Source organism: Candidatus Sulfotelmatobacter sp., from assembly GCA_035498555.1.
Classification (GTDB): domain Bacteria; phylum Eisenbacteria; class RBG-16-71-46; order RBG-16-71-46; family RBG-16-71-46; genus DATKAB01.
This window is the reverse complement of record DATKAB010000131.1, coordinates 1-26,371: the sequence shown is the minus strand read 5'-3', so window position 1 is coordinate 26,371 and position 26,371 is coordinate 1. Positions and strand designations below refer to the sequence as shown.

Annotated in this window: 23 protein-coding genes; 6 read left to right on the top strand and 17 right to left on the bottom strand. The window is 69.4% G+C overall.

All coding sequences use genetic code 11. The features are described 5' to 3' along the window. Window positions 1-40: 40 nt before the first annotated feature. From VMJ70_11380 to VMJ70_11365, 4 genes are all read right to left on the bottom strand, one after another. Window positions 41-2,671, bottom strand: coding sequence for a T9SS type A sorting domain-containing protein (locus VMJ70_11380; GenBank protein HTO91721.1), 2,631 nt, complete (start codon window positions 2,669-2,671; stop codon window positions 41-43). A 109-nt stretch (window positions 2,672-2,780) separates the two neighbouring features. Then, complete coding sequence (locus VMJ70_11375; GenBank protein ID HTO91720.1) at window positions 2,781-3,476, bottom strand: TylF/MycF/NovP-related O-methyltransferase; 696 nt, start codon at window positions 3,474-3,476, stop codon at window positions 2,781-2,783. 12 nt (window positions 3,477-3,488) lie between these two features. Continuing rightward, the gene (locus VMJ70_11370) at window positions 3,489-4,964 is read right to left on the bottom strand and encodes a carboxypeptidase-like regulatory domain-containing protein (GenBank protein HTO91719.1); all 1,476 of its coding nucleotides are present in this window, start codon (window positions 4,962-4,964) and stop codon (window positions 3,489-3,491) included. A gap of 2 nt (window positions 4,965-4,966) precedes the next feature. After that, the gene (locus tag VMJ70_11365; GenBank protein ID HTO91718.1) at window positions 4,967-6,334 is read right to left on the bottom strand and encodes a dipeptidase; all 1,368 of its coding nucleotides are present in this window, start codon (window positions 6,332-6,334) and stop codon (window positions 4,967-4,969) included. Between the two features lie 246 nt (window positions 6,335-6,580). Between VMJ70_11365 and VMJ70_11360 the strand changes: the two genes are divergently transcribed. Then, window positions 6,581-6,790 carry a ferredoxin gene (locus tag VMJ70_11360; protein ID HTO91717.1) on the top strand — a complete coding sequence of 70 codons (210 nt, stop codon included), beginning with the start codon at window positions 6,581-6,583 and terminating at the stop codon, window positions 6,788-6,790. Next, the gene (locus VMJ70_11355) at window positions 6,787-7,179 is read left to right on the top strand and encodes an ACT domain-containing protein (GenBank protein ID HTO91716.1); all 393 of its coding nucleotides are present in this window, start codon (window positions 6,787-6,789) and stop codon (window positions 7,177-7,179) included. Before VMJ70_11360 ends, VMJ70_11355 begins: the two co-directional genes overlap by 4 nt. On the opposite strand, the gene VMJ70_11350 is transcribed toward VMJ70_11355, so the two are convergent. The 8 genes from VMJ70_11350 to VMJ70_11315 all read right to left on the bottom strand — a co-directional run bounded on the left by VMJ70_11350 (window position 7,176) and on the right by VMJ70_11315 (window position 15,290). Next, the gene (locus VMJ70_11350) at window positions 7,176-8,030 is read right to left on the bottom strand and encodes a methyltransferase domain-containing protein (GenBank protein HTO91715.1); all 855 of its coding nucleotides are present in this window, start codon (window positions 8,028-8,030) and stop codon (window positions 7,176-7,178) included. The two genes, VMJ70_11355 and VMJ70_11350, sit on opposite strands and share 4 nt — an antisense overlap. Beyond that, on the bottom strand, window positions 8,005-8,154 hold the full coding sequence (locus VMJ70_11345; GenBank protein HTO91714.1) for a hypothetical protein: 150 nt from the start codon (window positions 8,152-8,154) through the stop codon (window positions 8,005-8,007). The genes VMJ70_11350 and VMJ70_11345 overlap by 26 nt, the downstream gene beginning before the upstream one ends. 31 nt (window positions 8,155-8,185) lie before the next feature. Next, window positions 8,186-8,587 (bottom strand): hypothetical protein, encoded by a 402-nt coding sequence (locus VMJ70_11340; GenBank protein HTO91713.1) that lies wholly within the window; start codon window positions 8,585-8,587, stop codon window positions 8,186-8,188. Beyond that, entirely contained in the window at window positions 8,584-9,675 is a 1,092-nt protein-coding gene (locus VMJ70_11335; GenBank protein ID HTO91712.1) for a 2-oxoacid:ferredoxin oxidoreductase subunit beta, read from the bottom strand. Before VMJ70_11335 ends, VMJ70_11340 begins: the two co-directional genes overlap by 4 nt. After that, a complete protein-coding gene (locus VMJ70_11330) occupies window positions 9,672-11,489 on the bottom strand; it encodes a 2-oxoacid:acceptor oxidoreductase subunit alpha (protein HTO91711.1) in 1,818 nt (605 codons plus the stop codon). Before VMJ70_11330 ends, VMJ70_11335 begins: the two co-directional genes overlap by 4 nt. A 129-nt stretch (window positions 11,490-11,618) precedes the next feature. Continuing rightward, on the bottom strand, window positions 11,619-12,944 hold the full coding sequence (locus VMJ70_11325; protein ID HTO91710.1) for a serine hydrolase domain-containing protein: 1,326 nt from the start codon (window positions 12,942-12,944) through the stop codon (window positions 11,619-11,621). Window positions 12,945-13,059: 115 nt separating this feature from the next. Then, on the bottom strand, window positions 13,060-13,881 hold the full coding sequence (locus VMJ70_11320) for a helix-turn-helix transcriptional regulator (protein HTO91709.1): 822 nt from the start codon (window positions 13,879-13,881) through the stop codon (window positions 13,060-13,062). Continuing rightward, window positions 13,878-15,290 carry an FAD-dependent oxidoreductase gene (locus tag VMJ70_11315; GenBank protein HTO91708.1) on the bottom strand — a complete coding sequence of 471 codons (1,413 nt, stop codon included), beginning with the start codon at window positions 15,288-15,290 and terminating at the stop codon, window positions 13,878-13,880. The genes VMJ70_11320 and VMJ70_11315 overlap by 4 nt, the downstream gene beginning before the upstream one ends. A 104-nt stretch (window positions 15,291-15,394) precedes the next feature. On the opposite strand from VMJ70_11315, the gene VMJ70_11310 reads away from it, so the two are divergent. The 3 genes from VMJ70_11310 (at window position 15,395) to VMJ70_11300 (ending at window position 17,644) form a co-directional block, all read left to right on the top strand. Next, entirely contained in the window at window positions 15,395-16,150 is a 756-nt protein-coding gene (locus VMJ70_11310) for a hypothetical protein (GenBank protein HTO91707.1), read from the top strand. Continuing rightward, entirely contained in the window at window positions 16,147-16,983 is an 837-nt protein-coding gene (locus tag VMJ70_11305) for a TPM domain-containing protein (GenBank protein HTO91706.1), read from the top strand. Before VMJ70_11310 ends, VMJ70_11305 begins: the two co-directional genes overlap by 4 nt. A gap of 73 nt (window positions 16,984-17,056) precedes the next feature. After that, the gene (locus VMJ70_11300; GenBank protein ID HTO91705.1) at window positions 17,057-17,644 is read left to right on the top strand and encodes a LemA family protein; all 588 of its coding nucleotides are present in this window, start codon (window positions 17,057-17,059) and stop codon (window positions 17,642-17,644) included. Window positions 17,645-17,722: 78 nt separating this feature from the next. Here the strand turns inward: VMJ70_11300 and VMJ70_11295 are convergent, their stop codons facing one another. Genes VMJ70_11295 through VMJ70_11275 form a run of 5 tightly spaced genes read right to left on the bottom strand, consistent with a single transcriptional unit; the run spans window position 17,723 to window position 25,238 of the window. Continuing rightward, window positions 17,723-18,586: a hypothetical protein gene (locus tag VMJ70_11295; GenBank protein ID HTO91704.1), complete on the bottom strand. Its 864-nt coding sequence runs from the start codon at window positions 18,584-18,586 to the stop codon at window positions 17,723-17,725. 19 nt (window positions 18,587-18,605) lie between these two features. After that, window positions 18,606-20,303 (bottom strand): SulP family inorganic anion transporter, encoded by a 1,698-nt coding sequence (locus VMJ70_11290; GenBank protein ID HTO91703.1) that lies wholly within the window; start codon window positions 20,301-20,303, stop codon window positions 18,606-18,608. A gap of 29 nt (window positions 20,304-20,332) precedes the next feature. Beyond that, entirely contained in the window at window positions 20,333-21,826 is a 1,494-nt protein-coding gene (locus tag VMJ70_11285; protein ID HTO91702.1) for a response regulator transcription factor, read from the bottom strand. After that, the gene (locus VMJ70_11280; GenBank protein HTO91701.1) at window positions 21,823-23,742 is read right to left on the bottom strand and encodes a response regulator; all 1,920 of its coding nucleotides are present in this window, start codon (window positions 23,740-23,742) and stop codon (window positions 21,823-21,825) included. The genes VMJ70_11285 and VMJ70_11280 overlap by 4 nt, the downstream gene beginning before the upstream one ends. Next, complete coding sequence (locus VMJ70_11275) at window positions 23,739-25,238, bottom strand: hypothetical protein (protein HTO91700.1); 1,500 nt, start codon at window positions 25,236-25,238, stop codon at window positions 23,739-23,741. The genes VMJ70_11280 and VMJ70_11275 overlap by 4 nt, the downstream gene beginning before the upstream one ends. A gap of 552 nt (window positions 25,239-25,790) precedes the next feature. Between VMJ70_11275 and VMJ70_11270 the strand changes: the two genes are divergently transcribed. Beyond that, window positions 25,791-26,371, top strand: a 581-nt coding sequence (locus VMJ70_11270; protein ID HTO91699.1) for a hypothetical protein, incomplete at its 3' end; no start/stop codon positions are given.

Sequence of the window (26,371 nt, the reverse complement as noted above, 5' to 3'; positions counted from 1 at the left end):
ACCTCGCGCGACGCGACTCGTCGGGGGGGCCCTTCCTGCGCTACTTCATGACCGACACCTTGGCGGTGCGAGTTCCTTCGCCCGCCGAGAGCTTCACCAGGTAAACACCGGGATCGAGCGCGTGCAGCGGAGCGACGGCGATCACGTGTCGTCCCGCTCCCGCACCGCTCAGGTCCTGCGACGCCACGCGCCGCCCGGCGAGATCGAGCACGTCGAGACGGGCCGACTCGGCGCGCGGCAGCGAGTAGGCGATCATGAGCCGGTCCCCGGCAGCAGGATTGGGATGCGCGCCCTCGAGCGCGAAACGGTAACCCTGCGGCACGTCGACCGTCACTTCGCTCGCGAGGTTTTCGCCCGAGGACGAGCGCAGCCACAGCCGGTAGGTGAGGTGCGCGCCCACCGGCACATCAGGATCGTCGAGCACCACGCGGTCGGTTCCGCTCAGCATCGGATCGGCGACCGGCGACCAGCCGCCGTTCGAGCCGCGCTCGGCGCGGAATTGCATGGTCGAGGCGTTCGGCACCATCCACTCGATGCGCACGCCTTCCGGGGTGGCGCTCGAGGAGACGAGAGAGGCCTGCGCCGCGACGATCGGCGGCAGCCAGGTCAGCGCCCACGTGTCACGCATCAGATTGTCGCCGTCGAACCCACCCATGAACACCATCTGATCGCCAGCCAGATCGAACGCCGCCATGAAAATGTCGCGGCCGATCGGCGGACCGCCATCGGGATGGAGCTGCATCCAGCTCGGAGTGCCGGAAAAATTGAGCGCCCAGACGTCGTTGTCGAACACGCCATCGTATCCGCCGAATACCACCATACGATCGACGTACGGGTCGTACACCATCCCGTGATCGCTGCGACCCGGCGGCGGACCGCCGAGGGGGAGGATCTGCGTCCAGCTGGTCGAGCCGCCAAGATTGAGAGCCCAGGCATCATTGGGGCGTCCAGCGTCGGTGACCCCACCAAAGAACACCATGCGGTCGCGCGGCGCGTCGTACTGCATGCCGTAGATCCAGCGCGGAGCGGGCGGCGTTCCGCTCGGCGAGAGCGGCACCCAGGTGTTGGCGTTCGGTCCGCTCAGCGGAATGGACCAGACGTCGTTCCAGTACGGGTGCGTCGAGTTGGGTGGGAAGCCTGAGTGCCCGCCAACCAAGATCAGCTGATCGCGCACCGGATCATATGCAAGCCCAAACAGCATGCGGCCCTGCGGCGGCGTTCCGGCGATGCTGAGCTGCGTCCAGGTCGGCGATGGACTCGGCGAGTACGCCCAGACGTCGTTCTCGTAGTTGAAGTCGTACCCGCCGACCATGATCATGCGCTGGCGCACCGGATCCCACACCGCGCGATGGCCATGTCTCGGCGTCGGAATCAGGCCCCCGGGCGACTCCTGCGTCCACACCTGATTCGGCGTAGCGAGCGAGAGCTTCCAGGTCTCGTTGTTGTCATTGCCGCTCGGACTCAGCCCGCCAAACGTGAACATGTCGCGCGTATCGGGGCGAATCACGGTGACATTGTCGCGGCGGAACATGATCTGCCCGGCGTCTTCCGCGAACAGGTTCTTCCACTCGAGTGAACCCGTGAGGGAAAGAGCGCGCGTATCGCGGTCGTAGCCGCCGTCATAGCCGCCGAAGAGGATCAGCCGCTTGCGCACCGGGTCGTAGCATCCGCGACCATCGGAGCGCGCGGAGGGCAGGACGCCGCCAGGCGTTAGATGAGTCCAGGCCGGGGATCCAGACAGCAAGAGCTGCCAGGTTTCATCCAGGAAGCCACCGGAGTTCAGTCCGCCGAAGAACACCAGGCTCTGGCTCGAGGGGTCGTAACACGAGACGCCCTCGCGACGCGGCGAAGGCGCGCCGCCGGCTGAGACGGGCGCCCAGCTGCCCGCGCCCGCCAGCGTCAATTCCCACGCGTCACCGAGGAAACTGGCGCCATCCCACCCGCCGAACAACACCAGGCTGCCGTGATCCGGATCGTAGGCGTATTGCGAGAGGTCGCGCGCCGAGGGCGGAAGTCCCGAGGGAGTGAGCTGCGTCCACGTCGAAAAGTAGGTGAGGTTGAGCTGCCAGACGTCGTTCTGAAAACCATAGACAGAGGAGGCGCCGCCGAAGACCACCAGCCGCTGGCCGACCGGATCGTAAATCGCCGCGCCGTCCTGACGCGGACTGGGTGGCGTTCCAGCGGGGAAGATCTGCGACCACGTCGGAGCTCCCGAGAGCGAGAGCTGCCAGACATCGTTGACCTGACCTTCGTAGCTATCGGGCGCATATCCGCCGAACACGATCATGCGATCGTTGACCGGGTCATAGATCGCCATTTGTCCGTAGCGAGGGAAGGGCGGGGTACCGAGGGGAAACATCCGCGTCCAGTTCGAACCCGGCGAGAGATTCAAGACGAACACTTGATTCGACGGGCCCTGATCGCCGCCGAACTGGATCAACCGGTCGCGAAAACTGTCGTAGACGATCGAGCCGGCCGCGCGCGGATACATGTTGCTGATGGGGGCCCCGGCAGGCTGCGCGATCTCGTTCCAGTGGCCGTTGATCGCGTCGGCGCGCGCGATCGGGGCGAGGCTGGCGAGAGCCGCGAGTGCGGCCGCGCCGATCAGGGTTCGGGTGAGCTGCCGGGGGAGGGAAGGTGTGGCGGAGCGCGGGCCAAAGATGGAGGACATGGGGACGGTCTCCCTGGGCAGGTTGGTCGATTGAACCTCGGGACCCTCAGGGAATTATTCACGAACCCGGCGGCGCCGGATACCCGAAAAGTGTGACATCTGGGGGATGTTAGTTCCCCGCAATCCTGACGAAGGACCGAAGCCCCTTGGGGTGGTCGAAGCGCTGGGGTTTCTCGGGCTTGTCGGCGAAGAACTCGTCCACGGCACGGTCGGCGCCCGGGTAGACGTTGGCGGGCAACTTATAGTCGTCCAACACGATCACGGAGTTCGGCAGCATCCGCGGGTAGACGAACTCGAGGCAAGTTCGATAGGACGAGTAAAGATCGCAGTCCAGGTGAACCAGGTCGAATCGCTGCTGATCCAGCGCCGGCAGGGTCCGCTCAAAGAAACCCTTGATCACGGTGATCCGGTCCTGCCAGTGGAGCAGGCGGATCCGATCGAGGAGCGCCTGATACGAGGTGTCGGCGAGCGCCCCCGCATGGACGTCGGGATGCATCGCGCCGCTCTCCTGAGCATCCTGCGGCGTCGGTTCGGGAAAGCCCTCGAAAGAGTCCAGGCCGAACACGCGCGGCTTGATGCCCCGGCAATTCAGGATGTGCGTCATTCCGAGCAGAGTGGCGCCGCGATAGACGCCGCATTCGAGGACCGCGCCGCGCGGCGCTCTCAGTTCGCGCGTCAGGCGCTCGAGCGTGTAGAACTCCTCGCGCCGCCGCGACGTGGCGATGCCCAGCCGCTTGAGCACGAGGCCGGGTGCAGTGCCCGGCGAAGCGCGATAGATGGCGGCGGCGAGCTGATCGATGACCATGAGCCGGGCAGCTTACCTCGGCGCGATCACGATGCGCACCTGGCGCAGGCCGCCGTCGCGACACTCGAACGGCGCCACTTGATCGGGCGTGATGACCTCGAACTCCCGCTGCGAGAACGCAGAGATCCGAATGCTGAGGTGCCCACACGGTACATTCGGGAAGTCGAATGCGCGCGGCGAGCCCATGAACAGCTGAACGGTGTCGCGCATCGCCGGCACGTCCATGATCGCCACCTCGACGCGCATCGGGCTCGAAAGCAGATGGTGGAACTCCAGCTCGACGGTGCCCTTGACGCGACAGGAGCACTCGGCGCCGCCGGGTGTCACCGGAATGCCGGCGACATCGATCGCCACCGTGTCGAGCCGGCCGCCACCCGGCTGCACGCGGGTGAGACCGCTGAAGTCGCTCCACGAGGTGCGCGGCCGGACCGGCAACACATTGGCGGGGTCGGAGCTCCTTTGCTTGTCATGATCGGCGGCGCCGGACTTCGCAGCCGGCGAGGCGGCCGCCGCGACCGGTGAAGCGGAGGTCTTCGAAGGCTTCGCGCTCTGCGACGACGGTGCGGCCTTGACCGGCGCCGCGGGCTTCGCGCTCGCGCCGGCGGCCGCCGCGGCCGGCGCCGCGTGCCCCCGCCGCGCCGAGTCTTCCGCGGCATCGCGCACCGCGCGCAGCGAATCCTGCAGCATGCGCTGAGCGAGCGCGACCGCGCGCTGCGCCATCCACACCGACTCGCGCGCCGCGATGGCCGCCGCGTTCTTCAGGTGCTCCTCGGCATCGCGCGCGCGCCTGGCTGAATCCCGCGCCGCGGTGGACGGCGAAGGCGCGGCGGACTTCCTCACGGGTGCAGCCAGCCCGGGCGCGGCGGGTTCCGCAGCCGTCACCGGCGCTTTCATCAGCCACGGCTCGATGAGCACGGCGAGTCGGCGCTCGGCGGCCAGCGGCGCGGTCGAGTCGGCCGCTGCGCCGCGCTGGGCCACGAACACCGCCTGAATCGAGGCGGTGCGATCCCCGGCCGGGGCGAGTGCATCGAGCATGGCGTCGGCGATCAATCCGAAATTGGAGCGCGCCACCATCTGCGGCTGGGAACCGCTAGTGCTCACCGACAGCTCGATCGCGAGCGATGGGGCCCCGCCCGCCACGTGCACCCGCCAGCCCTCGAGCCGCGCCCGAATCCAGATCGCGGCCGGGCGATCGCGCAACGTGGCGAGCGTCCCCAGGTCCAGCGACAACTGGTAGCGTCCGTCGGTCCCGGTGACCGCGCGCGCCTCGCGCGTCCCGCTCGCCTCCACCGCGACGCCCGAAAGCGGATTGCCGTCGGAGTCGGCGACGGTCCCGCGCACGCTCAGGTACTTGTGATCCGACGGCCCGGCGGCAGCCGGCGTCTGCCCCCAGGTCGACGCGAGAACCGCCAGCGCCAGAGCGCAGGCGCCTGCTGCGCGCCCTCGCTGGCGAACGCCGGAGCCGACCGCCCGCGCTCGCGACCGCATGATCAGGCGCCCTTCGCGATCTCCTCGTAGAGGTAGGCCGCGCTCTTCATGCCGCCAAAGTACGAGGACAGCGAGAACTTCTCGTTGGGCGAATGCACCTGATCGTCGTCCAGGCCAAAGCCCATCAGGATGCAGGGCAGACCGTGAGTTTCCTGGAAGGTCGCCATCACCGGAATCGATCCGCCCTCACGAATCATCACCGGCGGCTTCGGCCATGCGCGGGCCAGGGCGCGGCGCGCGCACTGGAGCATGGGATGATCGGGCGGGGTGAGGAACGGGATCGCGCCGTGGCCGCCGATCACCTTCACCGTCACTCCCGCAGGCGCCAGCTTCTCGACGTAGCCCTTGAAGCGCGGGAACAGCTCGGTGGGGCTCTGATCCGGCACCAGCCGCATGGTGATCTTGGCGGCGGCGAACGACGGCAGCACCGTCTTGCTCCCTTCGCCGGTGTAGCCGCCCCACATGCCGTTCAGGTCCAGCGTCGGCCGCACCGAGATGCGCTCGAGCGTCGAAAAGCCCTTCTCACCCACCGCCGGCGCTCCGGCCTCGGCCAGGAAACCCTTCTCGTCGAATGGAACCTTGTCCATGAGCTCGCGCTCCGCCGGTGACAGCGCCCGCACGCGATCGTAGAACCCGGGCACCGTGACGCGATGCTCGGCGTCCTTGAGCGCCGCGACGATCCCGCACAACGCGTTCAGCGGATTGGTCACGGCGCCGCCGAAGTGGCCGGAGTGGAGGTCCTTGGCGGGTCCGGTCACCTCGATCTGTGCGGCGAGGATACCGCGCAGGCCGTACGTCAGCGCCGGCTGGTCGGGCCCGAGCATCGCGGTGTCACTCACCACGATCACGTCGGCGTCGAGCATCTTGCGCTTCTCGTGCACGAACTTGTCCAGGCTGGTGCCACCGTTCTCCTCTTCCCCTTCGATCACCACCTTCAAATTGACCGGCAGCCTGCCGTGGGCCTTGAGGTGCGCCTCGATCGCCGCCAGATGCATGTAGACCTGGCCCTTGTCGTCGACCGCGCCGCGCGCGTAGAGCTTCTCGTCACGCAGGGTGGGCTCGAACGGCGGCGTCTTCCACAGCTCGAGCGGTTCGGGAGGCTGAACGTCGTAGTGGCCGTAGAGCAGCACGGTGGGAGCGCCGGGAGCACCCAGCCACTCCGCGTAAACCAGCGGGTGCCCGGCGGTGGGAACGACTTCGGCTCTGGTCATGCCGGCGGCGCGCAGATCCTGCGCAACGTGCTCGGCGCAGCGCTTCATGTCGGCGGCGTGCGCGGGCTGGGCGCTGACACTCGGGATGCGCAGGACGGCTTTGAGCGAGTCGAGGAACTTGTCGCGATGCTGCTCGAGGTACTGGGTGACCGGGTCCATGGGAGGACTCCTGGCGGCTGTGGGGGAGGATCTCGCGTGAGCGCAAGAAATCTAGCGCAACGCGTTTGGGGCTCGCCAGCCGCCCTGCCGTCCGACCCCGCCGCGAAATGCGCCACAGAAACGGCGCTCAGGTGCCGATGACTCGACGGCAGGAGCGGATCGTGTTCCACTGGCGGATCGAGCCGCCGCGACCGCTTCCGGGTGCTCATTCGGCCGTCGACTCGACAACCGCTGGGAATTCTCTCCATGCAGATCCGCATCCGCCGTACGGAATGCTGTGGCAACGCCGAATGCGTCGCGATCGCGCCCGAAGTCTTCGCACTCGACTCCAAGCAGAAGGTGACGGTGCTGGACCCCGAGGCCGCGCCCGAGGAGCGACTGATCGAGGCGGCCGAGACGTGCCCGTGTCAGGCGATCGAAATCCTCGACGACGAGGGCAATCTCATCTTCCCATGACGTCCAGGCATGCCCTCGAACTGCTGCCGGGCCGGCTCGCCATCTGCCGGCTCTCGGCCCGCGCCCCGCTGCCGGCCTGGGCCTCGGCGCCGAGTGCGAACCTCAGTTCGGTGACGCGTACGCGCGATGAGCTCTCGGTGGTGTGCGAGGAGGCGCTCGTGCCGGAAGATGTCGCGCGCGTGGAGCGCGGCTGGCGCGCGTTCCGCGTCCACGGGCCGATCCCGCTCACCGAAATCGGCGTGGTGGCTGGGATCACCGCGCCGCTCGCCGCGGCGGGGATATCCGTGTTCGTGGTCTCGACCTTCGACACCGACTACGTGCTGGTGCCGGCCGGAAGCGTCGAGCAGGCCAGTCGCGCCTTCGAGGCCGCCGGCCATGAGGTCAGCTAGGTCGCTCGCGTTCCGACGATCACGATCTTGGGCAGATCGAAGCGGACGTCGTCGCCCTCGGCGCGGACGCGCAACGCGCGCTGGATCGAGCTCGGGGCGTTGAGCAGCAATCGCCGGATCTCTTCGAACACCGGCGTTCCTCCCGAGCTACGCGCCACCCACTCGCCGAGCAGCCGCCCCTCGGGCAGATCGAACGCCTCCTCCTCCACCGAATCCACGCGCAGACTCGCGCCCTCGAAGAATTCTCGCCACTCGCGCGCCGAGTAATTGCGCACCGTGGTCGGGTCATGAAGGACGTCGACACGGTTGATGAACTGATCGAGCGCGGGCTCGTCGGGCACGGTGCCGTCGGCGACGCCGAGCCGCCCGCCCCGGGCCAGCACGCGCGCCATCTCGCGCACCGCGGTTGCGGGGTCGGCGAAGTGGTGCGGCGCCATGCGCGCGGTCACCAGCTCGACTGAACGATCGCGCAACGGCAGCTCCTGTGCGTCGCCCTGCACCCGCGTCACGTTTTCGAGCTTCGCACGACGCGCGCCCAGCGCCACCGCCGCCAGCATCTCGCGCGAGAGATCGAGCGCGATCGCGTGCTTCACGAACGGCGCGGCGGCCAGGGTCATGCCGCCGGCGCCACAAGCGACGTCGAGCAGCGTCTCGTCGGCGACGGGCTGCAGGCGCTCGAGCAGCAGGTCGCGAGTGCCGCCTTCCGCGTGCGTGCGGCTCACCGCATAGGCCCTGGCGTTCTCGCCGAACTGGCGCGCGACGTGGCGCCGATGGGCGTCAGCGTCGGCCGGTTTGGGCGGCCGCTCGGCGGGGACGCGTCCCGGCTCAGCCTCGCGCGGCAACCGCTTCACCCACCCGCGCGGCATGCGCCTGCAGCGCCGCGTCCAGGCCATCGTGCGCCGCCGCCACGCCGGCATCGCCGATCAGGCACGACGCGTGGGCGAGGCCGCCCCCGTAGAACTGCTTGAAGTGCATCGAGCCTCCGAAAGCGGTGGGTGCAGAAATTCTAGCGCAGTGCCCCACGAATCGAGCGGCTGAACAGGATGATGAGCCACACCATGCCGGTGGCGATGATGGCGTGCGGCGTGGCGCCGAGCCACAGGTCGACCGCCGCCACCATCGCCCACCCGAGGGCGATCGCGATCAGGCCCCAGCGGCGGAAGGCCCACAGGCCGATCGCCCCCGCGATGCCAGCGACCGGCCCCGCGAGCCACGCGGCGTAGGCGAGCGGCGTCAGGCGCGGGATGTCGAGGAACATCTGCCGGCGGCGAAGCAATCCGGCCGCGAGCTGTGCGGCGTTGGCGACCATGAAGACCAGCAGCAGGATCGAGAGCGCGGGTGGCCGAGCGGGCGCCGCAGTGCCGGCGGATTCGGGTCCCGCGCCGGCCGCGTTCGGCGCTTCGCTCATCCCCCGCCGCCGGCGGACGCCGCGCCCTTGCCGGTGCGCAGCGTCTCGATGATCTCGTCCAGCACCCGCTTCGGCGGGCGGACGCGGTCGAGCGACAACGATGCCAGCGGCTCGTCCATCAGCTTGAGTTCGGCGTCGAACGGCGGATCCTCGGGACTCACGAACAGGAGCCCGGTGATCAGTTTGTTCTCCCGCCGCGCCTCGTGGACCACCCTCAGGGCGTTCTCGCGGCTGGTGGGGTCGTAGTCCGCGGTCAGCTTCTTCAAGTAGATCTGCGAGCCGTCCGGCATGGTCACCTCGCGCGTGGTGCCGGGCTCGTAATCCACCGTGATGTCCTCGAAGTAGGGCACGAACTCGATGTCGTGGAGCGGCGCGTCGTGCTCTTTCACGGCGGCGTAGCTCTTGGTCGAACCCTCGTGGTCGGCGAAGGTGACGCACGGGCTGATCACGTCGAGCACCGCGGTGCCCCGGTGCGCGAATGCGGCCTTGAGCAGCGGCCGCAGCTGCTTCTGATCGCCCGAGAACGAGCGCGCCACGAAGCCGCAGCCCAGCTCGATCGCCAGCGCGCACAGGTCGATCGGCATCAGCTCGTTGGCCTTGCCGGTCTTCTGCGTGCTGCCGATGTCGGCGGTCGCCGAGAACTGGCCCTTGGTGAGCCCGTAGACGCCGTTGTTCTCGACGATGTACACGACTGGCACGTTGCGCCGCACCAGGTGGACGAACTGGCCCATGCCGATGCTGGCGGTGTCGCCGTCCCCCGAGACGCCGATCAGCAGCAACTCTCGATTCGCGGCGTGGACGCCGGTGGCGATGCTCGGCATGCGGCCGTGGACGGCGTTGAAGCCGTGCGAATGGCCGAGGAAATAGGCGGGCGTCTTGCTCGAGCAGCCGATGCCCGAGAGCTTCGCCACCCGATGCGGCTCGAGGCCCGCCTCCCACGCCGCCTGGATGATGCCCCCGGTGATGGCATTGTGGCCGCAGCCCGGGCAGAGCGTGGTCTTGCTGCCGTCGTAGTCGGCGCGCGTGAGCCCGATGCGATTGGTGTTGGCGGGAGCGCCGCCGGCCGGCCTGGTGGTCTCGGTGCTCATCTCGCCGCTCCTTGCGCCATCACGCGCTCGGCTGCGCCTTCCTGCTTCAACAGCTCATCGCTGATCGAGCGCGCGTCGATCGGCATGCCGTCGTAGTGGAGCACCGAGCGGATCTTCGCGGCCTCGGCCGGATACTCGTGATGCATCAGGCCGGCCATCTGCGCGTCTCGATTCTGCTCAACCACGTAAATGCGCGGGTAGCGCGCGATGAACCTGGCGAGATCGGCGTGGAAGGGCAGCGCCCGCACCAGGCAGTAGGAAGTGCGCACCCCCGCGGCGGCGAGCTGGTCGCGCGCCTCGATCATCGCCCAGTGCGTCGAGCCGTAGGCGATGAGTCCGATCTCGGCGCCCTCGGTGTGCTCGATGACCGGCGCCGGCACCAGCGTGCGGGCGGTGTTCCACTTGGTGAGCAGCCGATCCATGTTGCCGGCGTAATCCTCGGGTTTCTCGCTGTAGCGCGCCGCCGCGTCGTGACCCGAGCCGCGCGTGAAGTAGGTGCCCTTCTGGCTCTTCACTCCCGGCAGCGTCCGATAGGGAATGCCGTCGCCGTCCACGTCGCGATAGCGCTCGAACTTCGCGACGCGCTCGAGCGCCTGATCATCGAGCACCTTGCCGCGATCCCACGGCTTCTCGGGGTAGACGAACGGCTCGCTCATCCAGTTGTTCATGCCGAGATCGAGATCGCTCAGCACGAACACCGGCGTCTGCAGCCGCTCGGCCAGATCGAACGCCATCAGCCCGTAGTCGAAGCAATCCCGGACCGACGAGGGCAGCAAGACCGGATGGCGCGTGTCGCCGTGCGAGAGTCGCGCCACGAATGAAAGGTCGCCCTGCGCGGTGCGCGTCGGGAGCCCGGTGCTCGGCCCGACGCGCTGGATGTCCCAGATCACGCCGGGAATCTCGGCGTAGTAGCCGTAGCCCGCGAATTCGCTCATCAGCGAGATGCCCGGGCCCGAAGTCGAGGTCATGGCGCGCGCGCCCGCCCAGCCGGCGCCCATCACCATGCCGACGGCGGCGATCTCGTCTTCGGCCTGGATCACGGCGAAGCTCGCCTTGCCATGCTCGTCGCGACGATAGCGCTCGAGGAAGCCGATCAGCGATTCGACCAGGCTCGACGACGGCGTGATCGGATACCAGGTGACGACGGTGACGCCGCCGAACAGCGCGCCGAGCGCGCCGGCGGTGTTGCCGTCGACCAGCAGCTTGCCCTCGTTCGCGTTCATGCGCTGGAGCAGGAACGCATCGCGCTTCTCGAGATTGTCCGCCGCCCATTCGAAGCCGGCGCGCACCGCCTGATGATTGAGCGCGAGGGCCTTGGGCTTGCGGCCGAGCTGGGCGTCGAGCGCCTTCTCGACCTCGGCCTCCTCGATGCCGATCAGCTGCGCGAGCACGCCGACGTAGATCATGTTGACCACCAGCCGGCGCAGCTTCACGTCCTTGGTGATCGGCTCCATCAGCTTGCTCATCGGCACCGAATAGACGATGCGATCCGGGGGCACCGGCGGAATCTTGATCGAGTCGTTGAGCACGATCACGCCGCCCGGGATCGCGGCCGCGGCGTCGTCGGCGGCGGTCTCGGGATTCATGATCACGGTGATGTCGGTCTCTTTCCGGCGCGCGATGTAGCCGTCCTGGCTGGCGCGGATCGTGAACCAGGTCGGCAAGCCCGCGATGTTGGACGGGAACAGATTCTTGCCGCTCACCGGAATGCCCATCTGGAAGATGGCGCGAAGCAGCACGGTGTTGGCCGTCTGGCTGCCGGAGCCGTTGACGGTGGCGACCTGAATGCTGAAGTCGTTGACGATCGTTTTCATGCGCGCTTGGCCGCGAGTCGAGCGAGGGGAATGAACCAACTTTGTGCCTGAAAACTAGGCCCCGCGCCGGGGAGGGTCAAGTCAGCCCGGGCGCGGGGCCGTTCGGTGGCGCGATCGATCGCCGCCGCTTCAATCCGCCACGCGCGGCGCGGGGTAGATGACGCCGCCCTGCGTCCAATCGAGGCGCGCGAGGTGGCCGTTCGCGCCGGGTACGCCGCGCACCAGGCCATAGTCGCGCGGCGAGTAGAACGTCCCATCGGCCGCCGGCAGGAGCAGCCAGTCGTTGCAGTAGAGCGCTCCGTCGTGCACGCGCACGTCGAGGCGCGGCCCGTGCTCGATCTGGTAGACCCCTTCCCAGCGCTTTAGTTCCTCGAGCGGCGCCGCTTCCGCGCGTAGCGCCGGCGGCGATGGAGGCACGAGCTTCTCGCCGTTCGCGAGCCTCGGGATCGCGCCCTTCAGCACGTCCGGCGCGCCCGAAGCCACGTTGCTGACGAGAATCTCCTCGATGCCGCTGGTGCTGTCCCACCACGCCCATGCCTTGAATCCGCCGGTGCGGCCGTTGAAATCCACGCGCCCGCCGCGCACGTAGGACAGGCGCGGCCCCTCGCCCAATCGTCCGGCCACGATCGCGGCGACGAAGCGATGCAGGTCGCGCGCCGTGGACCACACCGAGCCGGCGCCGACCAGCCCCGAGAAATCCTGCAGCGGGGCGTTCTCGATTCCGTAGATGCCGGGAACGTAGCCGGTGGCGCGCCCGGGCACGATCTGGCGGCTGTCGACGTGCGAGGTGTGAGTCATCTCGAGCGGGGTGAAGATGCTGTCGGCGGCGAGCGTCGCGTAGCTCTTCCCGCTCACCCGCTCGAGGATGCGCGCCAGGACTTCGTAGCCGCCCGAGCTGTAGCTCTCGCGCGTGCCCGGCGCGAAATCGAGCGGCAGGCGCTCGGCCCGCTCCACGATCTCGGCGGCGCTGAACGGGCGCGTCATCGCGCTGTCGGGCACGATCTCGTGCGGAATCCCGGAGCGATGGCGCAGCAGCATCGAGACCGTGATCGAGTCGCCGCGCGGGAAGTCCGGAAACCAGCGCGTGATCGAGTCGCGCGTGTTCAAACGTCCCGCCACTGCCTGCTGAATGGCGAGCACGCCGGTCATCGGCTTGGTCACCGAGGCAATGTCGAAGCGCGTCTCGGGCGTGACCGGTGCGCGCAGCTCGAAATTCGCGAAGCCGAACGAGCGCTCGACCACCACGCGCCCGCGCCGCAGCACCAGCAGCTGCCCGGAGAGATCGCCGCGCTCGACCAACGGGCGCGTGTAGGCGTCAATGGCGCGGGCCAGCGCCGCGTCGTCGGGCGGCGCGGCGGAGTTCCGGTTCGGGGAGACCGGGGCAGCGGCGAGAGCCGGAGCCGCGAGCAGAATGAGACCGGTGGCCGAGAACAGCCGCTTCAGGCGACACATCATGAAATTTCTCCTCGCACGCGGGGTGGAATGCGCAGCGTACGAGTGAATGAAATCGCGGTCTTTCCCGCGATGAGCGCGAGCGCCCGAAATGAGCGCGGCGCGCCCGCGCGGGTGGTCAGATGCGGCCGCGCCGGTGAATCTGCCGGTAGCGGGCGGGCGGCACCCCCACCGCGCGGCGGAAGACGCGCGTCAGGTGCGCCTGGCTCGAGAAGCCCGAGGCCAGGGCGATCTCGGCGATCGGCCGCGAGGATTGGAGCAGCGCCTCACGCGCGGCCTCGATGCGCAGCCCGCGCAGATAGGCGCCGGGGGTGGCGCCCACGTGACGGCGGAACGCCCGCACCAGATGCACCGGGTGAACTCCGGCAAGCCGCGCCAGCACCGCGAGGCGCACCGGCGTCGGGTAGCGGACGCGAAGGTGCGCGCAGACCTCGTCCACCCATTCCGGCCGTCGTGCTCCGGCCGGCGCTCCCTCGCGCAGCCACGCCGCGGCCAGCTCGAGCGCCGCCGCCTCGAGCGAGAGCGTCGAGGCATCATCGTCGTCGCGAAACGCGGCGTAGCAGCGCCCCGCGTGCCGGGCCATCGAGCGCACCGTGCCCGGGTCGTGCCCCGGGCGCGCGCTGGAAATCCAGCCCGCGATCTCGCCGCCGGGAATGATGCTGAGGCAGGTCACGCCGTCGGGCCCGAAGCTCGCCTGGTGGGGCTCTTCGGCCGCGTGGAAATGCAGGCTGCCGGCTTCGTAGAGTCGCTCGACTCCGCGGCATCGCTCGTGGAGTCCGCCGCGCACGATGTGGCTGAAGTAGGCGAGCGCGTGGTGATGGGTCGGGGTGCGGACGGGGTCGGTGTAGCTCGACAGTCGGATCAGAAAGTCACCGGCCCGACGCTCGCGCACCACGCGGCCGAAGCGCTCTGCGGCCGAGTGCGGCAGGTAGAGGCTCATCGCGCCACCCGTTGCTTGCCGATCGCCTCGAGCATCTCGTCGACGCTGACGCACTTGACCCGCGGGCGACCCTGGGCTGCCCCGCGCGAGACCTCGTGGCGATCGAGCTTCTGCCACTCGGCGAAGTCGACGCACGCCGGGCAGCGCTGCCCGAGCAGCGCCGCGAACGTCGCGGGCTCGGGCGATGCCGGCGACGGCAACTTGCCGGCGTTGGCGTCCTCGATCAGCGCGTTCACGGTCTCGACCGAGTCGGCCTTGTTGTTGCCGATTACGCCGCTCGGGCCGCGCTTGATCCAGCCGCTCACGTAGTGGCCGGCGAGCGGCTCGCCGCCGGGTTCCCGCAGCACCCGGCCCCTGGCATTCGGCAGCAGTCCGCTCTTCTGATCGAACGGCACGCCCGGCAGCGGCACGCCGCGATAGCCGACCGAGCGGAACACCAGCCCCACCGCCAGTTCCTCGGTCTCGCCAGTGGGTTCGGCCACGATCGCGCCGGCCGCGTTCTTCGCCAGCCGCGTGCGCGCGAGCCTGATGGCGCGGACGTGGCCGCGCTCGTCGCCCAGGATCTCCTGCGGCGCGACGAAGAAGCGCAGATGGATGCGCCGCGGCTTGCCGGCGGGCGCGAGCTTCGAGAAACCTTCCACGATCTCGACCTTGGCTTTGGTGGCGGCGCGCGCCGCGCTCAGTTCTTCGGCGCTCAGCGGATCGATCGCGATCTCGTCGGCGCGCACCACCGGCTCGGCCTCGAGCATTTCGCCCAGCTCGCGCACTTCGACGGTGGTGAACGCCGCCTGCACCGGCCCGCGGCGGCCGAGCAGGAACACGTCGCGCACCTTGCTGGCGGAGAGCGCCTCGATGGCGTGATCGGCCATGTCGGTGGTGCGCAACTCTTCGGGGGCGAGGCAGAGAATGCGCGCGACGTCGATCGCCACGTTGCCGACGCCGACCACCGCCACGCGCTCGACCGAGAGATCGAACTGGCGATCGCGGAAATCGGGATGCCCGTTGTACCAGGCGACGAACTCGGTGGCGGAGTGACTGCCGTTCAGATTCTCCCCGGGAATTCCGAGCGAACGATCGGTCTGGGCGCCGGTGGCGTAGAGGATCGCATGGAAGTGTCGTGCCAGATCCTCGACGGTGACGTCGCGGCCGAATTCGACGTTGCCGAAGAAGCGGAAGTTGGGATTCGACGCGATCTTCTCGTAGATCGCGATCACCGATTTGATCTTCTGGTGATCGGGCGCAACCCCCCCGCGCACCAGGCCGTAGGGAGTGGGTAGACGTTCGAGCATGTCCACACTGAAGGCGGGCGAAGCGCTCTTGAGCAGCGCTTCGGCGGCATAGAAGGCGGCCGGACCCGAGCCGATGATGGCAACGCGCAGGGTCATGGTCGCCGCACGATAAGGAGGCATCGGAGCGCGCGTCAACGGGCGCATCGAGAACCGGCCGGCGCGGCGATTTTCGAGCCGGCGGCCGGCTTGACCCGCCCGGGGGCCGTGCTACCGTTTGCACCGACATGCTGACCCGCAGCGAGCTTCGCATCGAACCGTCGGCGGAGCTGCTCTCCGCCACGAGAAACTGGCTGGCGCCGGTGCGCCAGGCCCTCGGCGGCGATTTCCTCGCCGCCTACCTCACCGGCAGCGTGCTGACCCAGGGCTTCGATACGCGCCATTCCAAGATCAACGTGCTGGTGATATCGCGCACGCTGGGAGCCGAGATGCTCGAGCGACTGGCGAAAGCCATCCCGGTCACCAAGAAGGCGCCGCACTTCGAGCCCTTGTTCATGACGCACGGCCAGATCGAGAATTCGCTCGACGTCTTCCCGATCGAGTGGCTCGAGATGCAGGAGCGCCATCTGCTGCTCGAGGGCGAGGACGTGCTGCGCGGCCTCGACGTGCCCCGCACCTATCTCCGGCTCCAGTGCGAGCACGAGCTGCGCGGCAAACACATCCAGCTTCGCCAGGCGCTGCTCATGAACGCCAATCGCCACGTGGAGCTGTCGCGCGTGCTGGCGGCCGCGGCCAGCAGCTACGCGACGCTATTCCGCACGCTGATCCGGCTCGAGGGCGAAACGCCGCCGGCGGAGTCCGCGCGCGTGATCGAGCGAGTCGCCGACCTGTTCAAGCTGGATGCCCAGGCCCTGCTGGTGCCCCACCTGCTGCGCTATGGCGGCAAACCGCTTCACCGGCAGGACGTCGCCCCCTCCTATCGGCGCTTCCTCTGCGAAATCGACCGGCTGATCGGCGCGATCGACCAACTGCGAGTGCCATGAGCCACGGGCGCGCACGGGCGCGCCTGGGGGTCGCCGCTCTCGCGCTCACGCTGCTGGCGTGGGCGCACCCCTCGCCCGCCCGATCCCAGGACGCCTCCGCACCCGATACCGCCGCGGTTCCGGCCGCGGTCGGGCACGTCAACGACTTCGCGGGCGTCATGGACGACTCGAGCCGCGCCAAGCTCGAATCGTTTCTCGCTCAGGTGCAGGAGAAGACCGGCGCCGAGCTGGCGGTGCTCACCGTCAGGTCCACCGAGCCCGAGTCGCCCAGCGATTACAAGGTGCGGGTCTTCGAGCGCTGGAAGATCGGCAAGAAGGGCGAAGACAACGGCCTGCTGATGCTGGTCGCGGTGCAGCAGACCGAGGTGCGATTCGAGACCGGCTATGGGCTCGAAGGCACGCTTCCCGATGGACTCGAGTCGCGGATCTACCGCGAGGTGATGCGGCCTTACCTCAAGGCGGGCGATTTCAACGGCGGCATCACGCAGGGCATGCTGGCGTGCGCCGCGAAGATCGCGCAGGAGAAGAACGTCACGCTCGAGTGGGACGGCAGTGAGCTGCGCTACGACTCGGGCGGCGGCGGCAATCGCCTGCCGATCGAGCCGCTGATCCTGTTGCTGGTGGCGATCATCTTCCTCGCCATCATCCGGAGCCGCATGCGCGGCGGCCGTGGCGGCTGGTGGTGGCTGGGTCCGGGCGGATTCGGCGGCATGGGTATGGGCGGCTGGGGCGGTGGCGGATTCGGGGGCGGTGGTGGCGGAGGATTCGGGGGGTTTGGCGGTGGCTCGAGCGGCGGTGGCGGAGGAGGCGGCGGAGGCAGCGGCGGCTGGTAATCGGCGCGACGGAGTGTGAAGGAAGGATCGGAACCGTGCCGCGCGGCTGTCGCGGCAACGAAAGGAGAGGGCCATGAAACGTGGCGGACTGATCGCGATCGCGGTCGTGGCGCTGCTGCTGCTGATGGTGGGTGGCTGCCTGGTAGGCAACTACAACCGGCTGGTAACCGCCAACGAAGCGGTGAAGCAGAGGTGGGCGCAGGTGGACAATCAGCTGCAGCGGCGGGCGAGCCTGATCGGCAACCTGGTCGAGACCGTGAAGGGCACGGCGACCCAGGAGCAGGCCGTGTTTGGCGCCATCGCCGACGCGCGCGCGAAAATGGCGGGCGCCAAGACCACCGAGCAGAGCATCGCGGCCGGGCAGGCCATGGACACCGCGATCGGGCGGCTGTTGGTGGTGGTCGAGAACTACCCGCAGCTGAAGAGCAACGACGCCTTCGTCCAGCTGATGGACGAGCTGTCGGGCACCGAGAATCGCCTCGCGGTGGAGCGGCAGCGCTACAACCAGGAAGTGCAGGGATACAACGTGATGGTGAAACGCTTCCCGACCAGCCTCTATGCGATGGCGTTCGGCTTTAAGGAGGCGCCGTACTATCAGATCCCCGAGACGGCGCGCGAGACGCCGAAGGTGGACTTCAGCGGATTGAAGAAGACTCCCTAGCGGCAGCGCTCGACTACCCTGCATGCCGCGTGGCGCGGCCGGCCCTCTTGGCGGACGCGCCACGCGACGTTTCTCGCGCTAGAAGGAGCCCCGCAGATAGAGCGTGAGGGCGTCGATGTCGTACGAGATTCGGGCCTTGTCGCCCTGCCAGACATAGAGCGGCCAGTTGATGCCGATCTTGTCGTAGCCGAGGCCGACGCTGGCGTGGCGGTCGAAGTACCAGAAGCCGTGCAGCGAGAAGTCGAGCTCTCCGCCCCTCACGCTGGAGGCGTCGATGGCCAGGAACCGCGAGTAGGTCTCGAGCATGAAATGCCGGGCGAACTCCCAGTCGACTTCCGCTCCGATCAGTGGCACCGGGAACGAGAATCGTTCCTCATCGATCGATTCCCCGGTCACCGCTTGACCATTCTGATCGGTGACGCCCGCCGACGCCGACACTCGCGCGAACAGTTGCTGGAAACTGATTCCGGCCGTACCCGAGAACCGTAGCGTCGGCTGCTCGACGAAGTCGTAGCGATAGGCGACGTAGGTGAATCGCGATGCGGCCGTGCCGGTGACAACCGCCCCGGCCTGATAGAGGTGGTCGCCAAACGAGAAGCCGGACTCCACCGCGCGCGTTCCGGTGCGCGAGACGTTCAGATAGCCGGCGTCCAGCCGGTGCCGTCCGCGGATCCTCCACGACCCATCGAAGCGCAGGAACTGATCGTGAACCGGAATGCCGAAGAACTCCTCGAACACCAGCATCTGGCTCACCGCTCCGGTGCTCTTCTCGAGACCGGCGCCGGTGTCGAACATCGCGGCCATGCCGCCGAGGGTGAGCTGGAAGCGATCGGGCACCCCGGGCGGGAATTCGGCATCGGCGGTCGCCGCACCCGCGGCGACCACCCAAGCGAACGCAGCCAGCGCGGCACCCCAAACGATCCGATCGGCTCGGGCCTTCACGCCTGCGGTTGCCTCGAGATCACGAATCCGTCGCGGGGTACTGTTTCTGATGCTGGAACTCGCTCACCACCTCGGCCACGGTCTTGAACCGATTGACACCGCCGAGCAGGGCGTCGGCCCCCTCGTGCCGCAGGATATCGCGGACCGAGGAGTGCGTCTCGACCGCGCGCACCGGCACGCCGTCCTCCTCCAGCTCCTTGGCCATTCCGGCCAGCGTGTGGACGCTCTGCAGATCCATGCTCGGCGAAGCCGAGAGATCGAGCACCAGGAGTCGCGGCGCGGGTGAGGCCTGGCGGAGTCGCTCGCGAATCCGATCGCACACGCCGTCCACGTTGAAGTACACCAGGCTCACCTCGGGGCGAACGATCAGCACGCCGGGGATCGCCTGATTGTCCGGGTGCCGCTCGAGATCCGAGAAGCGTTCGGTGCCGGGAATGCGGCCGAGGATCGCGACGTGCGGCCCCGAGACGCGGCGCAGGAGCTGGACGATCGACAACACCGAACCGATCGCCACCCCGCGCAGCAATCCCGACGTGAGCACTCCGGCGAACGCCGTGACCGCCACCAGGAACTCCGCGCGACTCGAGCGCCACAGCGCGATCAGCGCCGACACCTGGAACAATCCTGCCACCGCGACAAGCACGATCGCGGCCAGAACCGGCTGCGGCAGCAGGCGCAGCACCGGCGAGAAGAACAGCACCACGATCAGGATCACGCCGGCCGCGAGCGCGCCCGACAGCGGAGTGCGCGCGCCGCTGCTCTCGTTGACCAGCGATTGCGACGAACCGCCGCTCACCGAGAGTCCGCGTCCGAAGCCCGCGGCCAGATTGGCGGCCGCGATCGCCAGGAACTCCTGATTGGCGTCGAGGCGGCCGCCGTGCTTGGCCACGAACGTGCGCCCGATCGCCGCGGTCTCGACCGCGCCGAGCAGGAAGCAGGCGGTGGCGAGCGAGAGCAGCGGCGCGAGATCCGCGCGCTGCACCTGCGGCAGGCCGAGCGGCGGCAGACCGGTCGGCACGTGGCCGATCAGGCTCACGCCGCGCCGATCGAGATGCAGCGCCGCGGCGGCGACGATCGCCCCTGCGACCACCAGCAGCGCCACTGGCTGGGTCTTGAAGTAGATGCGGCCGACAATCAGCACCGCGAGGGCCACGAGCCCCACCGTCAACGCGATGGGCTGGGTGTCGGCGAGATGGCCGAGGAAGAACCCGGCGTTCACCCAGAAATCGCCGTGACCGCCGTGGAAGCCAAACAGCTTGGGGAGCTGCGTGCTGGCGAGCAGCAGCGCGACGCCGCACTTGAAGCCGACCATCACGCTTTCGGAGATGAAGTTGACGATCACTCCGGCACGCACCAGCCAGGCGAGGAACGCGATCAGCGCCACCAGCAGCGCGGTGGCGGCGGCGAGAGATTCGAAGCGGCCAGGGTCGCCGTGCGCGATCTCACCCAGCGTCGCGCCGATCAGCAGCGAGATCGCCGAAGTGGTCGAGACCGCCGTGTAGCGCGAGCTGCAGAACAGCCAGAACAGCGCGCCACCGAACAGGCAAGCGTAGAGGCCGGCCTGCGGAGAAAGATTGGCGAGCGTCGCGTCGCCGAGCGCGGCGGGCAGCAGGTAGGCGGCCAGCGTGACGCCGGCGGCCAGATCGCCGGCGAGCCAGTCGCGCGAATAGTGCCGGAGCCAACCGGCGGCCGGAATCCAGCGCGCGAGCCGATTCATCCGGCCGGCAGCCTACAACGAAAGAAGCCTCAGGAGTTCTGGTGAGCGAGGTGCGCGGTCTCGCGCAGCGCCTCGTCGAGGGCGCGCGCGGTCGCGGCATCGAGCGCTTCTCCGGCCGCGGCCGCCGCGCGCTCGAGCGCGAGCTCGCGACCGTCGCCGTCGCCGCGGGCCGAGGCGTAATCGCGTCCGATGCGCAGCAGCAGCGGCGGGCGCCACTCCTCGGCGAGGGCATCGCGATCCGGCAGCGCGGGCGATTCCGAGCGCTCCTCCAGCGACAGCAGGTCGCGCACCAGCCCGGTCGCGTCCTCGTCGCGCAGACTCAGCAGCACGTCGCGAATCGGATCGTTCGGCGAGCCGTTGCCGAGGCGCAGCGCCAGCGACATCAGCATGCGCTGGCGCGGCGGCAGCAACAGGGCGTGCGCCGCGTGCTCGAGCAAGGCGCCGGTTTCGTCGCGGCGGCGGGCGAGATCGGGCGCGACCGGCGTGAGGGTTTCGGCCAGACGCGTGAGCGCCTGGATCAGCTGCTCGCGCACCCGGGCGGCGTTGGCGAGCGAAGCGCCGGCCATCGCGCACAGCGACGCCAGCAGCTCGACCTCGGCCGGGCGCGGCTCACCGCCGTCCATGCGCTCGTCGGCGACCAGCAGACCCTCGAGCCGGCCCGGTCCCGGAATCGGCGCGAGCACGGTGACCGCGTGAGCCAGGAACGCCGGTAGCTCGGCGCGCAATTCGCGGAAGCGGTCGAGCTCGCGGCGCAGCACCGGCCGGCCGAGGCCGTCGAGCAGGGTGCCGAGCGGACCCTCGGGGCGCACCTCGAGCGCGGCGATCCGATCGAGCGTCTCGCCGCGCGCCGCCCACGGACGCAGCGGCTGCCCGGGCCGCTCGGACCACAGCAGCGCGACGAAGCTCGAGCCTAGCCGTACCTGGGCGTCGAACAGCAGGCGACCCACGATCTCGTCGGCGTCGAGGCTCTCGTGCAGCGCCTGACCGGGACCGCTCGCCAGCTCGTGCAGGCGCTGCTCGCGCCGCGCCTCGCCGTGCGCGCGCTCGAGCGCGTCCTTGGCGCGGCCCAGATCGCGCTCCAGCTCCACCACGCGCTGCTTGGCCTGCCGCGCTTCGGTGGTGCGCGCCAGCAGGCGCCGGACGCGCGCCACCAGTTCTTTCGGCGAGAACGGCTTGGCCAGGAAATCGTCGGCGCCGCGGGCGAATGCCTGCAGGCGCGTCTCGGTCTCGACCGCGGCCGACACCACCACGATCGGCACGCCGGGCTCGGGCAGATCGCGGCGCAGCATCTCGCACACGTCGAGCCCGCTGCGGCGCGGAAGCCGCACGTCGAGCACGATCAGGTCGGGTTTGTCCTGCGAGGCGCTGCGTACCGCTTCATCGCCGTCGCACGCGGTGAGCACGCGAAAGCCCTGGGTGCTGAAGGCGATCTCGAGCAGTTCGACCACGCGCTTGTCGTCGTCCACGATCAAGATGCTCTGCCCCGGAGCGGGCGCGCGCGGTTCGAGCGGTGCCAGGCTCACGCCGACTCTCCCGGGATCAGTCGCGTCACTCGCAACAGGTGCGCCAGCTCTTCGCGGTCGAACGGCTTGCGCAGCCAGCGCAGGATGCCGGCCTCGCGGGCCAGCTCAGCGTCCTGATCGTCACGCACCAGCGCCACGCACGGCACTTCGGCGCGCTCGAGCTCGCCGCGCACCTCGGCGAGCCAGGTGGCGCCGTGCGCGTCGGGCAGCTCGACGTCCACCGCCACCAGCGACCACGGTCGCGTGGCAAGGGCGCGACACAGTTCGCCGGCCGACGCCACCGCCTGCGGCTCGAAACCCTCGCGCTCGAACAGCCGCGCCAGGAAGTGGCGGGCCGCGAGCGAATCCTCTGCGATCAGCACCGGCCGGCTCGCGAGCGACTCCGAGCGCACCACCACCGGCGCCGCCAAGACGTGCTCGGAATCGTCCGCCGGCAGCGGGAGCGGCGAACCCAGGCGTTCCATCCACGCCGGGAACCGATACGCGGGGAAAGACTCGGGCGCGGGCGGAGCTTGGGGTGCCGCCGCGGGCGCGGGCGCCGACTTCGGTCGCGGCGCCGGTTCGATCGCCGCCGCGGGCGCGGGCGCCGGCCTCGGCTCGAGACGTGGTGCGGGCTCGAGCGGCACGACGTCGGCGGCTCCCAGCAGGAGCGGTTCGACATCGGTCGGTTGCAGCACGAGGGGTGCCGGACGCGTGGAACTGAGTGGCTTCATCTCCGCTGGCTTGGCCGCGAATTTCGGCGCGGAAGGCGGCGTCGCCCCTGGCCGCTTCTCGACCTTCGGCTTCTCCGCCGGCGCCGCCAGCACCGGAACCGGAAGGCCCTCGAGCAGGAGCCGCGGCTCGATCAACCAGAACCAGTCGCCCTCTTCGCTGCGCACCGCATGAGTCAGCAGCCGATGAGGCGAGGGATCGGAAGCCGCGAGCGGTTCGCCGGCCAGTCGCCACACCAGCCGGTCGGCCACCAGCAGCCCGCGCCTCCCGCCGCTCGCGATCGCGATCACCGGTCGCTCGCCGATCCCTTCGATCAGCGGGGCGAGCGGCGCGATCATCGGGGTCGCGAGGCTCTCGCGGCGCAGCTCCAGCTCGATCGCCGGCACCAGCGACATGCGCAGGACCGAATGCCACGGCACCGCGAGGCGCAGCGGGCCCTGCTCGAACATCAAGTGCAGCGGGCGCGCCGACCACGCCGGCACGCGCACCAGCCACGCGCCGCCGGCGCGAGCCGGGCCATCGCCGACCGGCGAGAGGTTGCCGTCGGCCGCGGCCAGCGCCTCGCTCGCAGGCGTGAGCCCCGAGGCGGAAATCGCCTCGCACATCACCTCGAGCACCGAGTCCTCGCCGCGCAGAACGAAGGGCTTCGGTTGCGGCGTCTCGCGCGTCAGCCACTCGAGCGCGGCGCGCAGCGCGGCCGCCACCGCCACGGTGAGGCGCGTCTTCTTCGCGACCTCCTCGGACGCGGCGCCCGCCAGCGGCAGCTCCTCGAGCGCCTCGGCCGCGCTCACGGTAGCGACGCTGGCGATCGCGGGTTCCGCGGGCCTCGGTTCGGCAGCCGCCTCGGCCGCGCTCTTCGAGGTCGCGAGCACGATCGCGGCGCGCTCCCACTGCATGCCGCTCACTTCGGCGGCATGGGCGCCCAGCTCGCGATCGGCGTCGCGGAACCCCTGCAGCCTGCCGGCGCTGGTGATGCGCGTGACGCGATCGGCGATCGCCGCGAACGGCGGCGGCCACGGGGCGCCGCGATGCGGCTCGAGCGCGGCCAGACACGCATCGAGCCCGTCGAGCCCGGCGATCTGCGCCGCGGTGCGCGCCGCAGCGAAGCTCTCGGCGTCGGCGCCCGGGGCGAGCGCCGCGCGCAACGCCTCGGCGAGCATCCTGGCCGCGCCGACGTCCGGCGGAATCTCACTCGGCCGGCTCATGGCCGCTCCTCGCGGCGCTCGGCGCTCGAGCCGCCCGCGTCGGAGACTCGCGGGTCGGCTTCCGCGTCCAGCAAACGCAGGCCGGAGCCGCGCGGCTCGAGTATCGCGGTCGGATCGTGAGCCGACTGCTCCAGCTCGTCGCCCGACGGGGTGAGGCGAACGATCAGGCCGTCGATCTCCTGCCCCTCCTCGTCGAGCCGGCGCATGAGACGCGCGGCGGCGCGTGAGGCACGCTCGCCCGCCGAAGAGAGTCGCTCGCCCTTCTGGGTCGCGTCCTGGATCATCTCGCGCACGCGCTCGAGCAGGCGCGGCGTGTTCTCGGGAAGCGCGGCGCTCGCGGCCATCGCCGGCGGCGGCTCGAGCTGGCGCGCGACGTGGTCGCGCAGCGCATGCATGCGCTCGCCCGCGGCGCGCGCCTGCCGATCCACTTCGCCGGCCAGCTGGTCGGCGCGCAGCGAAGCCTCGCGCACCTCGGAGGTGAGCTGCCGCAGCTCGCGCGAAAGATCCTCGCCACGACGCTCCTCGCTCGGCAGTCGGGCCTCGAGAGTCGCGGCGTGGAGCGCCACCAGAGTGGCGCGATTCGACACCACCTGCACCAGGCTCGCGATCTCCTGCGCGCGAAGCAACGCGGAGCCGAGGTGTTCGACGCTGGCGTTGGAAGCGGTGATCAACTGTTCGAGCGCGAGCCCGACGGTCTCGCGATAGCGCTCGAGGCGCTCGTCGCCGCCCGGCGATCCCGCCGCGCCCACCTCCGCGAACGAAGCGCGCAGCTCTCCGGCCAGACGCTGCAGCTCGCGCACCGTGGTGAGCAGCGCGGTGGCCTCGACGAAGCCACGCTCGGCCTGCGCCGCGGACTCGCGGGCGTCGTCGGCCGCGCTCCCCAGATCCTCGCGCAGGCGGCGCGATGCCTCGAGATTCTGCTCGCCGATCTCGGCGGCACGCGCGAACGAGGCGTTGAGCTCGGCGACCAGGGCGTCGGCCCGGCCGCCCTCGGCCGGGAGCGACTGCCAGCGCTCGGTCGAGCGCCAGCGCTCGAGCCGCGCGGTGATGGCCGCGAGCCGGGCTTCGAGCTGCTCGAGCTCGGCGGCGGCCTGCTCGGTCACTCGCTGGCGCGTGATCACGTCCTGCGTGATCACCGAGAGCTCCGAGAGCTCCCCCCAGCCGGCGCCCGCCGGAAGCCCGCGGAGCTCCTGCACGCGACCCGAAGCGAGGCTCTGCGAGAGCCCGCGCAGGTGCCCGACGATCGCGTGATCGAGCCACAGCGCGAATCCGCCGGCCACGGCGACCCCGAGTCCGCCGATGCCGGCGAGCCAGCCGAGCACGCGCGCCGGATCCGAATCCGGACCGAGCTCGTGGCCCGCGATCCACCACAGGCCGAGCGCGATCACCACCACGCCGGCCAGGCAGGCGATCCACAGGCGCAGCCGAAGCCCCACGAAATGTGCGGGCGGCGCCGCGGGCCCGCCGGGGACCGCGCTGGGGTCACGTTCGGTCATGGGGTGCTGTCCGATCTCGAGCGACGTAGAGGGGCGTGGCGACGAATGACCATTTCGCAAGCGACATGCCCTGCCTCGGCGAGCGTCGAAACGGCGGCCTCGACGCGAACGGCCGCGCCTCGAAACCGCACCGTGGGCCCGTGACGTGCAGAAGGCAAGCGGATTCGCGCGCCGCAATCGCGGCTGCAGACGGGGCGATACCAGCGGACTAGCGGCTCGCCGCTATCAAACATTTTGAAGTGGACTCAAGCGAATTGCAGGTTGAAAGGCGTGCGACCTGCGTGGAGTACAAGTTTGGACTGGTCCCGAGGGGGCTGCGAAAGGGGCCCCAATTTCGGGGCATGTGCCCCAGACATTGCGGGAATCCTCGCGAAGTTCCGGGGAGAACGTGGGTTCCGGATCGTTCGGTTTGCCCGACTTCGGCCGCGCCCCTCGCGGGTGCTGGGCCCCTCGCCCCTTTTCAAGGACGTGGCATGCCGGATGCGTCTCTGGGTGGTGAGAAGTCCGCTCCTCACGAGACCACATGGGCCTGGATGCCCGGGGAAACGCATCATGAATCCGCGTCACTACGTGGACCTGAAGGACACGAGCCGGGAGCTGCAGCCGACCTACTACTTCATGGTCAACTGCCTGCTCTACTCCAGGATGGAGACCGGTCTGGTCTCGAACCAGGACTTCTACGACGAGGACGTCAACGTCTACCTCGCTCACCTGCTCCACTCGTTCATCAACCCCGAGTACGTGGAGCAGTCGCGACGCTTCCTCTCCAAGTACGACACTGACGTGTTCCGCCGCCTCGCGAATTCGACCGACGCGCGGCTCAAGTACCAGATCTACAAGACCAACGCTGATTTCCTGCTGGTGTCGATCGGCATCTTCGACAACCCCATGCTGCCCTCGGGTCAGAAGAAGCTGCAGCCCAGCGAAGAGACCTACATCGGCCGCGGCAAGACCTACTACCACTTCGCCTACACCTACGCGCAGCAGATGCACCGCAAGAACGCGGGTGTGTCCGAGGTGCTCGAGAAGCTCTCGGTGGGCTTCGACAAGTACCTGCGGATCCTGTCGCACATGCGCGGCGAGTATCTCGACCTCATGAAGCGCCTGTCGCAGGGCGAGGTCTACCACCTGGA